Here is a 14125-nt window from a genome sequence, read left to right on the forward strand (position 1 = left end):
GCGCGACGCGGCAGAGCGCGCCTCGCGCGCGGGCGGACTGCGTCGGACGTTGCCGTCTTGCTGCACCACGACCGGCGGCAGATCGGGATTGCTCGATCGAGATTGTTGGGCATGCGAGGCGTCCAGCCCGGCGCCGCTGATGAGCAGTGCGCCAGTTGCGCACGCGGCGAGATAGTTGCGCCGCGCAGTGCGCGTGCCCGAACGATCCGAACCGACAGACATACTTCCCCCCAAATTCCAAGCATCTGTCTGCTACGACGTTCGCGAGTGGATCGCCGACGCAAATCGGCTTTCGGCTGTCGCGGGTCGAGAACGGGTCGTTTTGATTGAGACAGATGAACTGACGACGAGGCTTGGCCTCGCGGCAAGGTGACACGTCACCGCGACAAGCTCGTCCCTCGCGAGTGATGCTCGGGGAGCTTCGCTCCGGTTCACCCCGACCGGCGCGTTCGCACATGACCACTGCTGACGGCAGGTCTCCTGGCTCGCGGGTCGTCGTCTCCAGTCGCCTTCCCGGATCGAGGACAAAGATCCAGTGGCCGTCTGACCGAGACTCGTCGCTTACAGTTGCGGGGGCAGCCGCGGCATTGGAGAAAAATCTCCGCACCGCATTCCCTTTTGATCCTCCCGAAGGAAGAACCGTCAAGTAATGGTTAAAATTGTCGTTCAACCGAGTCAATCGACAATGGCAAAATCAAGACGATCGCGGCGAGGCTTCCACGTCAGATGCGGTCCGTAGCTTCTGAAAAGTTGCGTTCTCGCGCGCGTTGCATGTGGAAGTAGTATTCCGCATTCCGGCGGACGGCATCCGCGCCGCGTCTCGGCACTCAGCCGTTCTTACGAGCTTCAAGCCTCTCGATCTGATCGGCTACGCTGCGCCAGCTCGCGTCGAAGTGTCGATCGACCGGCGGCTCCCAGATCGTCCGACGAGCGAGCCGCTGCGCGACTTCGAAGTCGACGCTGCCGGGCGGGCCGGCGAGATCGATGACGACGGCGGATTCGGGAAGCCGGGCCAGGACGGTCGCTCCGATCGGCCTGGAGAAGCTCGTGGAAATCAGCAGGTCGATTCCCGCCGCGACCGCTGGCATATCTTCGAACCGATGCGGGACGGCGCCGGTGCGCTTGACAGCGATGTAGCCATCGATCGTATCCGCGGTGGCGTGCACGCGAACGCCAATATCCGTCAGGCGTTCCAGCAGTTGGACGACGACGTCACCGTCACCGACCACGCACACGGCGATCCGCCCGTTCGCTTGCTGGTGGTCGGGTCCCATATCGAGCGCGCTGATCGACGGTGTCGCAAGATCCGGCCCGGAGCAGCCGTGGCCGATGCTGAGTTGGCGTCGCCACGGATCGTCCCGATCCTCACCGATCGGCGGTTGTAGGTCGGCGGATCGCAGGTCGCTTCGGCGAGGCGGCTCGCGCAGCAGCGCGATCCGGACCAGCATCTCCAATCCCCGCCAGAATTGAAATTGCAGCCGCCATGCCAGCGCGCGCAAACGCCATCGTCGTGTGCGTCGCGCCGTTTCGATGCCGCCGGACGGTCCGACTATAATCGACGAAGGGCGTGGTGGGGCCGGATCGCCTCCGAGCAGATTTTGTGTCGCGTTCGATGCTACCACTGAATCGGGTTGCGGCTCGATCGGCTCGGTCCGGCGCTCGCCGCGGGCTGCCGGCTTCGAATGAGGTGATTGCATCGTTCAGTCCCAATCCAGCGCCCCGCCGTTCTGGTATTCGATAACGCGGGTCTCGAAGAAGTTCTTCTCCTTCTTCAGGTCCATCGTCTCCGACATCCAGGGGAACGGATTGTCGGTCTCGGCGAACACCGGGCGAAGCCCGAGCTGAACGCAGCGGCGGTTGGCGATGAAGTGCATATAGCTCTCGCACAATGCCGCGCTCAGCCCCAGCAGGCCGTGAGGCATCGTATCCCGGCCATACGCGACTTCGAGCTCGGCGGCGTCGTGGATCATGCCGCGGATATCGTCCTGAAACGACGCCGTCCACACCGCAGGGTTTTCGAGCTTGATCTGGTTGATGACGTCGATGCCGAAGTTCAGGTGGATCGACTCGTCCCTCAGGATGTACTGATACTGTTCGGCGATCCCGGTCATCTTCTGCCGCCGCCCGAGCGACAGGATCTGCACGAAGCCAGTGTAGAACCACATCCCCTCGAACACGACGTAGAACGCGACGAGATCACGCAAGAACGCCTGGTCGGTCGCCGGCGTTCCGGTCTTGAAATGCGGATCGTCGAGATGCCGGGTGTACTCGAGTGCCCACGCCGCTTTGTCGGTGATCGACGGCACCTCCCGATACATGTTGAACAGCTCGCCCTCGTCGAGGCCGAGGCTTTCGACGATGTACTGGAAGGTGTGGGTGTGCACCGCCTCCTCGAATGACTGGCGCAGTAGATATTGCCGGCATTCAGGATTGGTCAGGTGGCGATAGATCGCTAGCACGATGTTGTTGGCGACTAGCGACTCCGACGCGGCGAAGAAGCCGAGATTGCGCTTCACCATCCGGCGCTCGTCCTCGGTCAGGCCGTCGCGCGACTTCCACAGCGCGATGTCGGCCTGCATCGAGACTTCGGTCGGCATCCAATGGTTGTTGCATGCGGCGAGATATTTATCCCAGGCCCAGCGATACTTCAGCGGAAGAAGCTGATTGACGTCGGCGCGCGCGTTGATCATCCGCTTGTCGTCGACCCGCACCCGGGCGGCACCGCGATCGATCGTGCCGAGTCCGGAGGCATCGGCCTGAAGGACGGCGTCTGAATCTGCGACGAGCGCAGCGTTCTGGCTTTTGACGGCTTGCAGCATGTTGGACATTTCCGGTTCGATCACTGGCGCTTCGCAGGTCGGATCGTCGATCGCGCACGCCTTGCCCCAGCCTTCGCCGACATCATGGCCGTTGGCGGCCCCGTTGCGATGCGTCGTTTCAGCGGAGGCGGTCGGCAGCATGATCGCGGAGACCGCGTTGAGCTTGCCGTCGGTGCCGCGTAGGGTCGATTTTTCGACATGGGTGGCTGAACGGGACCGCAGGTAGTAAGTAGTCTTTAATCCGCGCCGCCACGCCAGCCGGTACAGCGCGTCGAGCTTCTTGCCGCTCGGATTGGCGAGATATAGATTGAGCGACTGCGCCTGGTCGATCCATTTCTGCCGCCGGGCGGCGGCCTCGATCAGCCATGTCGCGTCGATCTCGAAGGCGGTCGCGTACAGCGCCTTGAGGTCGTCGGGCACGCGGTCGATCTGGCCGAGACTGCCGTCGAAATACTTCAAGTCCGAGATCATCACCTCGTCCCACAATCCGCGGCCCTTCAGGTCGCGGACCAGATGGGTGTTCACGACGGTGAAGTCTCCCGACATGTTGGATTTGACGTAGAGGTTCTGATAGGCGGGTTCGATCGACTGCGATACGCCGCAGATGTTGGAGATGGTCGCGGTCGGGGCGATCGCCATGACGTTGGAATTGCGCATGCCGGTCGTCGTGACGCGTCGGCGCAATGCCTCCCAGTCCAGTCGATGGCTCCGATCGACGTCAACGTCGATGCCACGCGCGTCATCGAGCAGACGGATCGAGTCGAGCGGCAGAATGCCCCGCGACCACAGCGAGCCGTCGTAGGACGCGTAGCGGCCACGTTCGGCCGCAAGGTCGGTCGAGGCCGAGATCGCCCAATAGGCGATCGCTTCCATGCTCTCGTCGGCGAAGGCGACCGCTTCGTCGGAGGCGTAGGGCATTCGCAGGATGTTGAGCGCGTCCTGAAAGCCCATCAGGCCGAGACCGACTGGGCGATGCCGGAGGTTGGACGCCCGTGCCTCGGGGATGGTGTAGAAATTGACGTCGATGACGTTGTCGAGCATCCGCATCGCGGTCGTCACCGTGCGGGCCAGCCGATCGTGATCGAGCCGGCCTTGCGCCACATGATTGACGAGGTTGATCGAGCCGAGGTTGCACACCGCGACCTCGCGCTCGGAGGTGTTCAGCGTGATCTCGGTGCAGAGATTCGACGAATGCACCACGCCGCAATGCTGCTGCGGCGAGCGCAGGTTGCAGGGATCCTTGAAGGTGATCCACGGATGCCCGGTCTCGAACAGCATCGTCAGCATCCGCCGCCACAGATCGACCGCGCGAACCTGCTTGGTAACGCGCAGTTCTCCGCGTGCGGCCTTGGCTTCGTAAAAGGCGTAGCGCTCGGCGAAGGCGCGGCCGGTCAGATCGTGCAGATCCGGCGTCTCATCCGGCGAGAACAGCGTCCAAGGTCCGTCCTGCTCGACGCGGTGCATGAACAGGTCCGGCACCCAATTGGCGGTGTTCATGTCGTGGGTGCGGCGGCGATCGTCGCCTGTGTTCTTGCGTAGATCGAGGAATTCCTCGATGTCGATATGCCAGGTCTCGAGATAGGCGCAGACCGCGCCCCTGCGCTTGCCCCCTTGATTGACCGCGATCGCGGTATCGTTAGCGACCTTCAGGAACGGCACCACGCCTTGGCTTTCGCCGTTGGTGCCCCTGATATGGGCACCGAGACCACGGACTTGGGTCCAGTCGTTGCCGAGGCCGCCGGCGTATTTCGACAGCAGCGCGTTGTCCTTGATCGATTTGAAAATGCCGTCGAGATCGTCGGGCACCGTGGTGAGGAAGCACGACGACAATTGCGGTCGCAGCGTGCCGGCATTGAACAAGGTCGGCGTCGACGCCATGAAGTCGAACGACGACAGCAGGTTGTAGAATTCGATTGCCTTGGCCTCGCGATCGACTTCGCGCAGTGCGATGCCGCAGGCCACCCGCATGAAGAACGCCTGAGGCAGTTCAAAGCGCGTGCCATGGACATGCAGGAAGTAACGGTCGTACAGGGTCTGCAGGCCGAGATAGTCGAATTGCAGGTCGCGCTCGGGTTTGATTGCGGCGGCGAGTCTTGCCAGGTCGAAGCGGCCGATCTCAGGATCGATCAGCTCGTGCGCGATGCCGACTTTGACATAGGCGCTGAAGTAATCGGCATAGCGTTCCGCCATCTGCGCCTGTGTCGCCTGATGCGGCCGGCCCTCGACGAAGCTCAGGGCTTCGCGGCGGAGCTTGTCGAGTAGCAGCCGTGCGCTGACCTCGGCGTAGTCGGGCTCGGTCTCGACGAAGATTCGTGCGGCAAGAATCGGCGCCAGCGCCAGTTCGTCGTCGCTGATCCCGTCGTAGAGATTGCGCTGCGTTTCGGCGAGCACGGCGTCGACCGATACCCCGTCGAGCCCCGCGCACGCTTCCGCGATGATCGCGGCGAGGCGCTGCATGTCGATTGGAAGTAACGTTCCCTCGGCGGATTTGGTGCGCAGCGCGGGCGCGACGGGTTTAGCCTGCGCGGCCGCCGCCTTGGCACGTTCGCGGGTGCGCTCTTCGCGATAGATCACGTAGGCGCGCGCGACCTTGTGGTGCTCGCTGCGCATCAGGGCCAGTTCGGCCTGATCCTGGATATCTTCGATATGGAAGGTGCGTCCAGGTCCGACCCGGCGGGTGAGATTGGCAACGATCTGGTCGGTCAGCTCAGCAACGGTGTCGTGAACGCGCCGGGACGCGGCGGCGTTGCTGCCTTCGACGGCGAGGAACGCTTTCGTCAGCGCAACGGCGATTTTCGATGCGTCGAACGGCGACACCTCGCCGCTCCGCCGGATCACCTGATAGCTCGTCTCGTGCGCGGCGCCGGCTGCGGCGTCGGCAGAGGCGAGGGGTGACAATGGCGCGCGGCGCGCGGCGTGGGCAGCTTCGGTTCCGACAGACATTCCCAAGACCCCGTGGATGTTGGGGCAGGGACATGGCGGAGACGCGAGCAGGAGGGCGTCCGTGAGGACTGCGACGGCTGCCATGCGACCCACCGGGACACCCCGCCCAGGGACGATTGCGACTGTCGCGGCAGGTCTCCTGGCTCGCGGGTCGTAGCGTCGGTCCAGTCTTCCCGGGCCGTTGAGGGCCCAGTGACGAATATCGGACGTCGGCTCGCCGCTTACAGTTGCGGGGGCAGCGCCGGCGTTGCACCGGCTTCCCTCTTAGCTCTCGGGTCGCTGACGCGACTCGAAAGACCGTGACATCTATATATTGTAGTTAGGTAGACCTTTGGTCAATCCGTTGTGTCGACTTTGGGCGGATGTTCGCTGTGGACGGTACCTGAGTCAGGGGGCGACGGAGCGGAACGGCTGTACCCGCGTGCGTCCGGCGCCCAGTGAGCCGAGATCGGCAGACAGCCGTTCCAGCGCGCACGCGTCAAGCAGATCCGGGTGAACGGTCGTGCGCAGATCGCAACTCACCCCGCTGCCGAGCACAAGCGCAAGGCTGGCGCGCGCGCCGTCGCCGCTGCCGGCGACGCCGGTGATCCGATCGTACTCGGCGAACGGCGCTTTGACGTCGAAGCCGATCCAGTCGAGCAGCGGCAGGACGCGTGCGAGGCGTTCAGGATAAGGCCCCGCAGTGTGCAGTCCGATGCGAAAGCCGAGCGAACGCACTGCCGCGATCGCCAGCGGAAGATCCGACTGCAGCGTCGGCTCGCCGCCGGAGAACACCACTCCGTCGAGCAGCCCGCGCCTTGTCTCCAGGAATGCGAACACGTCCTGCCACGCCAGCTGATCCGGCCCGCGGGCCGGCAGCAGATGCGGGTTGTGGCAGTAGCCGCACTGCCAGGGACAGCCTTGGCAGAACACGGTCGCGACCAGCTCGCCCGGCCAGTCGCAGGTCGACAGCCGGACGAGACCGCCGATCCGCAGCTCAACCGTGCTTGGCGCGGGCTTCGGTGAAGTACTTGCGGTCATTGAATTCGCCGATCTTGCCGCGGTTGAACGAGGCGACGGGACGGTGATAGCCCATCACCCGGGTCCAGATCTCGCAGGGTTGGCGCTCGGCATCGGTCAGTTCGATGGTGTCCATCGCGTCAGTGGGGATGGTCACGTGGGCGTTCATCAATCGTCTCCTTCTGTTCAGTGGGTGGCGGCGAGCCGCTTGGCCGCGAGGCGTTCGGCGTCGCATTTCGGGCAGAAGGCGTGTTCGCCTTCGATGTAGCCATGGGTTGGGCAGATCGAGAAGGTCGGTGTCACCGTGACGTAAGGCAGCCGGAAGTTCTCCAGCGCGCGTCGCACCAGCTTCTTGCAGGCCTCGCCGGACGACAGCTTCGATCCCATGTAGAGATGCAGTACTGTCCCGCCGGTGTATTTGCGCTGCAGATCGTCCTGGCGTTCCAGCGCCTCGAACGGATCGTCGGTGAAGCCGACCGGAAGCTGACTTGAGTTGGTGTAGTACGGATTGTCCTCGGTGCCGGCCTGCAGGATTCCGGGGAAGCGCTTGCGGTCCTCCTTGGCGAACCGATAGGTCGTGCCTTCCGCCGGCGTGGCCTCGAGATTGTACAGATTACCGGTCTGCTCCTGGAACGCGACGATCCTGGCGCGCACATGGTCGAGGACACGGACGGCGAAGCCGTGCCCCCACGGCGTCGCGATGGTCTCGCAGTCCGCGGTGAAGTTGCGGATCATTTCGTTGACGCCGTTGATGCCGACGGTGGAGAAATGGTTGCGCAGCGTGCCGAGATAACGCTTCGAATACCGGCACCTCGTCGCGCAGATCTTCCGGGCAGGTCCAGTCGAAGGTGAGGTTGGTGAACGGCGTCTGCGTGCCCCAGCGCGACGGGACGTTGAGGTTGTAGACCAGTTCCTGGATGCCCTGCAGCACGTCGGCGTAGCTCAGCCCGTCCTTGCGCAGGAACGGCGCGAGGTAGGTGTCGAACGAGCTGAACGCTTGGGCGCCGGCCCATTCGTTCTGCAGCGTGCCGAGAAAATTGACGATCTGTCCGATCGCGCTCGACAGATGCTTCGGCGGGCTGGCCTCGACCTTGCCGGGCACGCCGTTCAAGCCCTCGGTGAGCAACATGCGCAGCGACCAGCCGGCGCAGTAGCCGGACAGCATGTCGAGGTCGTGAATATGCAGGTCGCCGTCGCGATGGGCGCGGCCGACTTCCGGCGGATAGACGTGCGATAGCCAGTAGTTGGCGACCACCTTGCCGGACAGATTGAGGATCAGGCCGCCGAGTGAATAGCCCTGGTTGGCATTGGCGTTGACCCGCCAGTCGGTGCGGTCGAGATATTCGTTGATCGACGCGATCGCATCGACGGCGACCTTGCGGTCGTTGCGCGCCTGGGAGCGCTTCTCACGATAGACGATATACGCCCGCGCGGTGGTCAGGTGGTTCGCCGAGATCAGCACCTGCTCGACGATGTCCTGAATCTGCTCGATCTGCGGCACGGCGCTGGCGAACCGGTGCGCAATGACCTTGACCGACTGACTGGTAAGAAGCCCAGCTTCGAGTTCGCCGAACTCCTCCGTGGCCTGTCCGGCGCGCGCGATCGCGGATCGGATCTTGGCACTGTCGAACGCCGCTTCAGCGCCGCTCCGCTTGATGATCGCTTGAGGAAGGTTGGTCTGGTCGGAAACAGGCATCGGCACACCGCGGGTCGAATTGCGGGCCGGGGTTCAGGCAGGCGCGTGCAAGAGTCGTACGGAGCGCCGTACGCACGGAAGCAAGCGACCCACCGGGACACCCCGCCCAGGGACGTTTGGTTGTTCGCGGCAGGTCTCCTGGCTTGCGGGTCATTGCCTCAGTCCGCCTTCCCGGGATTGCTCCCAGTGGCCTGATGACGTCGGCTCGCCGCTGACAGTTGCGGGGGCAGCTCCGGCTTAGGCGGTAACGCCGCACCGAATTCCCTCTTAGCCCTCGATCAAACGATTCGAGAGACCGCGAATACAATATGTAGTGCTCTGGGCGCTGCTCTTGTCAAGCTGTCGATGTGTCATTGCTGCTGCTCGCGGGCGCGGATGTGGCAGCATCGGCTCGGCGCCAAGCCTCAATCTGGTCCGGACGGTGCGCGAGCGCCGTGATCGGGGCGGGCGGATACAGCACCAGAAACACCGACTTCTTGCCGCTCCGGAAGGAGGTATGGCCGGACGTCGGCAGTCTTCCGTCCTTCGTCCAGCGGCGTCGCTCGTGAGGGGTGATCGTGAGAATCTCGTCCAACTCCTTTGGGTGAATGCGTTCAGCTTGAAAGGCGACGATCTCGGCGTCGACGGCTGCGAGTAGTTTGGACATATCGACCGAAGGCTGTCGGATCGTCGCGTCGACTCCATTGCCGTCGATGCAGGCCTGGAGACGCAGTCTGCGCAAAAGCCTCAACACCCGGCGAACGGCCCCCTTCGCACGGCGCTCTGATCCGAGCGAGATATCGAATGTCGGTTCAAACCGCAGCGCGATACGATCATCACATGGACTGAACCACACATACCGCTTGCAATCACCCTGCTTGTCCGACGTCATGCTCCACCGTGGCGTTTCCGATACGCACTGTTTCGTCTCCCCCGGATCAGGTCAATTCGTCGAATAGGGTGAGAACGAGTTGCGATTTTCATCGACGTGGAGTGGGCGGCCGACCGGAGGGAAAGCGCGTTGCGGGCAGGCCTGCCGTTCGCAGATCCGACAACCCGCGCCGATGGGCGTGGCCGCTGCCGGGTTGGTGAGATCGAGCCCGTCGGAATAAACGAGGCGCCCGGCATGCTGCAGATCGCATCCCAGCGCGACGGCAAAAGTCTTCCGGGGGGCGTGATAACCTGCCTGATCGTGCGACACCGTGCGCGCCACCCACAGATAGGTCCGGTGGTCGGGCATTCGCGCCAGCTGCGTGAGAATCCGGTCCGGTTGCGAGAACGCCTCGTAGACGTTCCATAGCGGACACGTTCCTCCACCACGCGAGAAATGGAAATCCTTCGCCGACTGTCGTTTCGAAATGTTGCCTGCGCGATCGACGCGGATGAAGAAGAACGGGACGCCGCGTGCACCCGGTCGCTGCAACGTGCTGAGACGGTGGCAAATGGTCTCATAGCCGACGCCAAAATGTTGGCCGATCAACGTGATGTCGTAACGGACCGACTCGGCTTTATCCCGGAAGGCCGCGTAGGGTAGCAGCAGCGCCCCGGCGAAGTAATTGGCCAGTCCAATCCGTGCCAGTCTGCGCGACGCCTCATCGCCGAACGGATTTTCTCCGACCAGCGCATCGATCGCGTCGCGATGCTCCAGGAAAGCCAACTGCGTACCGATCTGGAACGCCTGCTGGCCCGGCTGCAGGCGGGCCGAAAGCCGAAGCGTCTTGTCGCCCGCGTCAAAGCTGCGCTGAACATCCGCCGATGCGTCGGCTTCGCCGATGCGGATGTCGATGCCGTGCCGCGATTTCAGCCGCTCTGCCAGCGCCGCCGCGACCTGCTGGATCGTTCGTCCGGTGTCCGCGGCGGTTCGTTCCGCCGCTTCGTCGAGCTCGGCGATGTAGTTGTGCCTCGCATAAAAGAAATCGCGAATCTCTTCGAACGGCGTGGACATGGCAGATGTCGGTCGGTCTTGCCGATCGTCCCCGAGACGGGCGGCGAGGGCTGCTGATTGCTCCAGCGCGAGGTGATAACGCCGATAAATTGCCACTAAGGCGCGGCCTGCTGCGGGCATGCTGGTTGCAAGCTCACGCACGTCGTTTGCGGTCAGGCTTTCGCCGACCATCGGGTCGGACAGCGCTTCCTTGAGGTCGGCGATCAGTCGCGCCTCGTCATCCTCAGAGAATAACTGAACGTCGATGCCGAGCGTTGCGTTGAGCTTCAGCAACACCGGGACCGTCAGCGGACGCTGGTTGTTCTCGATCTGATTGAGGTAGCTCGGTGAGACGCCGACGGCGGTGGCGAGCGCCTGCTGCGTCATGCCACGCTGCTCGCGCAGCCGCCGCAGACGCGCTCCTACATACGATTTCTTCATCGCACCTCCGCAGATCGCCTTCGCAATCTTTGCAAATCGCCGTGCCCCGCTTCGCAATTCTTCGCAGGTTTAGTCCTTTACGACGGCCCGTGTTCGCCAATATGCCGAACCATGCGCCAAGACAAGCCGAAGGAGGTGCGCCATGAGCGCTACGAATTTCGATGCGACGCAGGAGACGCGCTTCGTCGAGATGATCTTTCCGGAGCAAGCTAATCACTACGGCACACTGTTTGGCGGCAACGCACTCAACCTGATGGGCAAGGCCGCCTTTGTCGCGGCGACACGGCGGGCGCGCCAGCCGATCGTGATGGCGACATCGGACAAGATCGAATTCCACGTTCCGGTGAAGGTCGGCGACCTCGTTGAATTGACTGCCCGCGTGGTGCGAGTCGGGCGCTCGTCGATGACCGTCGTCGTCGACGTGGTCAGCGAAGCGCTGATTTCCGGTGCCCGGCAACTCGCAGTCCGCGGCTCGTTCGAAATGGTCGCCGTCGACAAGGCCGGCAGACCGACGCCCGTGCAAGTACTTTCATCGACGACGACCACCATCCAGGAGACCACTTCGTGAAGCTGCATACCGTCCGTACCGCCCGCTCCGCCGACCGTTTGCCCCGCGCCGAGCAGCTCGCCTGGAAGATCGCCGAGGTCGCTGCCGATCCGGTCGCCGTCGAGCCGGAGGTGGTCGAGATGATCGGTAACCGGATCATCGACAACGCAGCCGTGGCGGCTGCGTCGATCGCCCGGCGTCCGGTCGCCAGTGCCCGTGCCCAGGCGATGGCGCATCCGTATCGCGCCGGCGCGAAGGTGTTCGGGCTGGCGCTCGACCGGCGTGTGTCGCCCGAATGGGCGGCATGGGCCAACGGCGTTGCGGTGCGCGAGCTGGATTTCCACGACACCTATCTGGCGGCGGACTACTCGCATCCCGGCGACAACATTCCGCCGATCCTGGCGGTGGCGCAGCATTGCGGTCTCGATGGCGCTGCGCTGGTTCGCGGTCTCGCCACCGGTTACGAGATTCAAGTCGATCTCGTCACCGGCATCTGCCTGCACGAGCACAAGATCGATCACATCGCGCATCTCGGCCCATCGGCGGCGGCCGGCATCGGAACGGCGCTGCGGTTGCCCACGGAGGTGATCTATCAGGCGGTTCAGCAGGCCTTGCACGTCACCACCACGACGCGGCAATCACGCAAGGGTGAGATCTCGAGCTGGAAGGCCTACGCGCCGGCCTTCGCCGGCAAGATGGCGGTGGAAGCGGTGGATCGGGTAATGCGCGGCGAGGGCGCGCCGTCGCCGGCCTGGGAGGGTGAGGATGGCTTCATCGCCTGGCTGCTCGGCGGTCCCAAGGCAGAATATCAGGTGCCGCTGCCGGAGCGCGGCGAGGCCAAGCGGGCGATTCTGCAGACATACACCAAGGAGCACTCCGCCGAGTATCAGAGCCAGGCGCTGATCGACCTCGCGCGACGGATGGGGCCTGCGCTGCGGGAGCGGACGCCGGACCTGTCGAAGATCAACAGCATCGTGCTGCATACCAGCCATCACACCCATTATGTGATCGGTACCGGGGCCAACGATCCGCAGAAGATGGACCCGAGCGCGAGCCGCGAAACGCTCGATCACTCGATCATGTACATCTTCGCCGTCGCGCTCGAAGACGGCGGGTGGCATCACGAGCAGTCCTACGCGCCCGAGCGTGCGGCGCGGCCTACCACGGTTGCGCTGTGGCACAAGGTGTCGACGATCGAAGATCCGGAATGGACGCGGCGCTATCACAGCCGCGATCCCAAGGAGAAGGCGTTCGGTGCCCGCGTCGTCGTCACCTTCGACGACGGATCGATCGTCGAGGATCAGATCGCCGTCGCAGACGCGCATCCGTTCGGCCGTCGGCCGTTCCGCCGCGAGCAATATGTCGGCAAGTTCCGCACCCTGGCGGACGGCGTCGTCGAGCAGTCGGAGCAGGACCGTTTCCTCGAACTCGTCGACCGGCTGCCCGAGCTGAGCTCGGCCGAACTCGGCGGACTGAGCTTCGCTGTCGCGCCGTTCCGGCTCGGGGTGGCGTCGCCGGCCGGCATTTTCGATTGGAAGTCCGGATCGTAGCCGGGGCTGAATAATTCTGATCACCAGGGAGGAAGCAATGACAGACCACGCGATTGCGCGTCACAGCGCTCCGCCGAAGAAGTCCGTCGCGTTGTCCGGCGTCATCGCCGGCAACACCGCGCTGTGCACGGTCGGGCGAACCGGAAACGATCTGCACTATCGGGGGTACGACATTCTCGACATGGCGGAGACCTGCGAGTTCGAAGAGATCGCGCATCTCCTGGTGCACGGGGCGCTGCCGACGGTGGCGGAACTGGCCGCCTACAAGGCCAGACTGCGAAGCTTGCGCGGGCTGCCGGCGGCGGTGCGCAGTGCCCTCGAAGCACTTCCGGCGGCGGCGCATCCGATGGACGTGATGCGCTCAGGTGTATCTTCGCTCGGCTGCGTGCTGCCGGAAGCGGGCGACCTCAATCATCCCGGGGCGCGTGACATTGCCGACCGGCTGTTGGCCTCGTTCGGCTCGATGCTGTTGTATTGGTATCACTTCGCCCACACCGGCCGCCGCATCGAGGTCGAGACCGACGACGACAGCATCGGCGGTCACTTTCTGCATCTGCTGCATCGGACCAAACCGCGAGAGTCGCACGTCCGCGCGATGCATACGTCGCTGAACCTGTATGCCGAGCACGAGTTCAACGCCTCGACCTTCACGGCGCGCTGCATCGCCGGGACCGGTGCCGATTTCTACTCGGCGATCGCCGGCGCGATCGGCGCGCTGCGTGGTCCCAAGCACGGCGGCGCCAACGAAGCGGCGTTCGAAATCCAGAAACGATACGCAACGCCCGACGAAGCGGAGGCCGACATCCGCCGTCGGGTCGCTGCGAAGGAGGTGGTGATCGGGTTCGGCCACCCGGTCTACACCATCGCCGACCCGCGCAACCGCGTGATCAAGGAGGTCGCCCGGCGGCTTTCGGTCGAGGCCGGATCGGTGAAGATGTTCGAGATCGCCGACCGGATCGAGGCGGTGATGCACGAATCTAAGAAGATGTTCGCCAATCTCGACTGGTTCAGCGCCGTCTCTTATCACGCGATGGGGGTGCCGACTTCGCTGTTCACGCCGTTGTTCGTGATCTCACGGACGGCGGGATGGAGCGCCCACATCATCGAGCAGCGGCAGGACAACAAGATCATCCGCCCGACCGCGAACTACGTCGGACCGGAGAATCGTCTGTTCGTGCCGATCGAACAACGCGGCCACGCGCCGTCTTCTCGTCTTGCCTGAAAGTG

10 protein-coding genes, 2 pseudogenes and 3 riboswitches are annotated in these 14125 nt (G+C 63.9%); of the genes and pseudogenes, 3 read left to right on the forward strand and 9 right to left on the reverse strand.

Annotation, left to right across the window (positions count from 1 at the left end):
* Nucleotides 1-453: 453 nt before the first annotated feature.
* Nucleotides 454-659: riboswitch (cobalamin riboswitch) on the reverse strand.
* A 168-nt stretch (nt 660-827) separates the two neighbouring features.
* The 9 genes and pseudogenes from M9H71_RS12180 to M9H71_RS12220 form a co-directional block, all read right to left on the reverse strand.
* Nucleotides 828-1448, reverse strand: a complete 621-nt coding sequence (locus M9H71_RS12180; RefSeq protein ID WP_455405264.1) for a hypothetical protein — start codon at nt 1446-1448, stop codon at nt 828-830.
* A gap of 252 nt (nt 1449-1700) precedes the next feature.
* Nucleotides 1701-2819 (reverse strand): ribonucleotide-diphosphate reductase subunit beta, encoded by a 1119-nt coding sequence (locus M9H71_RS12185; protein ID WP_455405287.1) that lies wholly within the window; start codon nt 2817-2819, stop codon nt 1701-1703.
* 45 nt (nt 2820-2864) lie between these two features.
* Nucleotides 2865-5762 (reverse strand): annotated as a pseudogene (locus M9H71_RS12190) (ribonucleoside-diphosphate reductase subunit alpha); the annotation flags it as partial.
* Nucleotides 5763-5874: 112 nt separating this feature from the next.
* Nucleotides 5875-6079, reverse strand: a riboswitch (cobalamin riboswitch).
* Between the two features lie 70 nt (nt 6080-6149).
* Nucleotides 6150-6782, reverse strand: a complete 633-nt coding sequence (locus tag M9H71_RS12195; protein WP_455405265.1) for an anaerobic ribonucleoside-triphosphate reductase activating protein — start codon at nt 6780-6782, stop codon at nt 6150-6152.
* Entirely contained in the window at nt 6739-6930 is a 192-nt protein-coding gene (gene nrdD / locus M9H71_RS12200; protein ID WP_455405266.1) for an anaerobic ribonucleoside-triphosphate reductase, read from the reverse strand. Before nrdD (M9H71_RS12200) ends, M9H71_RS12195 begins: the two co-directional genes overlap by 44 nt.
* Before the next feature lie 17 nt (nt 6931-6947).
* The gene (gene nrdD, locus M9H71_RS12205; protein ID WP_455405267.1) at nt 6948-7496 is read right to left on the reverse strand and encodes an anaerobic ribonucleoside-triphosphate reductase; all 549 of its coding nucleotides are present in this window, start codon (nt 7494-7496) and stop codon (nt 6948-6950) included.
* Between the two features lie 133 nt (nt 7497-7629).
* Nucleotides 7630-8457 (reverse strand): annotated as a pseudogene (gene nrdD, locus M9H71_RS12210) (anaerobic ribonucleoside-triphosphate reductase); the annotation flags it as partial.
* A gap of 111 nt (nt 8458-8568) precedes the next feature.
* A riboswitch (cobalamin riboswitch) is annotated at nt 8569-8772 on the reverse strand.
* Nucleotides 8773-8791: 19 nt separating this feature from the next.
* Nucleotides 8792-9328 (reverse strand): hypothetical protein, encoded by a 537-nt coding sequence (locus M9H71_RS12215; protein ID WP_455405268.1) that lies wholly within the window; start codon nt 9326-9328, stop codon nt 8792-8794.
* A 51-nt stretch (nt 9329-9379) separates the two neighbouring features.
* The gene (locus tag M9H71_RS12220) at nt 9380-10801 is read right to left on the reverse strand and encodes a short-chain fatty acyl-CoA regulator family protein (RefSeq protein ID WP_455405269.1); all 1422 of its coding nucleotides are present in this window, start codon (nt 10799-10801) and stop codon (nt 9380-9382) included.
* Nucleotides 10802-10943: 142 nt separating this feature from the next.
* On the opposite strand from M9H71_RS12220, the gene M9H71_RS12225 reads away from it, so the two are divergent.
* The 3 genes from M9H71_RS12225 to prpC are packed head-to-tail and all read left to right on the forward strand — an operon-like array spanning nt 10944 to nt 14120.
* Nucleotides 10944-11369 (forward strand): acyl-CoA thioesterase, encoded by a 426-nt coding sequence (locus M9H71_RS12225; RefSeq protein WP_107355698.1) that lies wholly within the window; start codon nt 10944-10946, stop codon nt 11367-11369.
* A complete protein-coding gene (locus M9H71_RS12230) occupies nt 11366-12898 on the forward strand; it encodes an MmgE/PrpD family protein (RefSeq protein WP_455405270.1) in 1533 nt (510 codons plus the stop codon). The genes M9H71_RS12225 and M9H71_RS12230 overlap by 4 nt, the downstream gene beginning before the upstream one ends.
* Before the next feature lie 37 nt (nt 12899-12935).
* The gene (gene prpC / locus M9H71_RS12235) at nt 12936-14120 is read left to right on the forward strand and encodes a bifunctional 2-methylcitrate synthase/citrate synthase (RefSeq protein ID WP_455405271.1); all 1185 of its coding nucleotides are present in this window, start codon (nt 12936-12938) and stop codon (nt 14118-14120) included.
* Nucleotides 14121-14125 lie beyond the last annotated feature (5 nt).

It is taken from the genome of Rhodopseudomonas parapalustris (assembly GCF_053772255.1).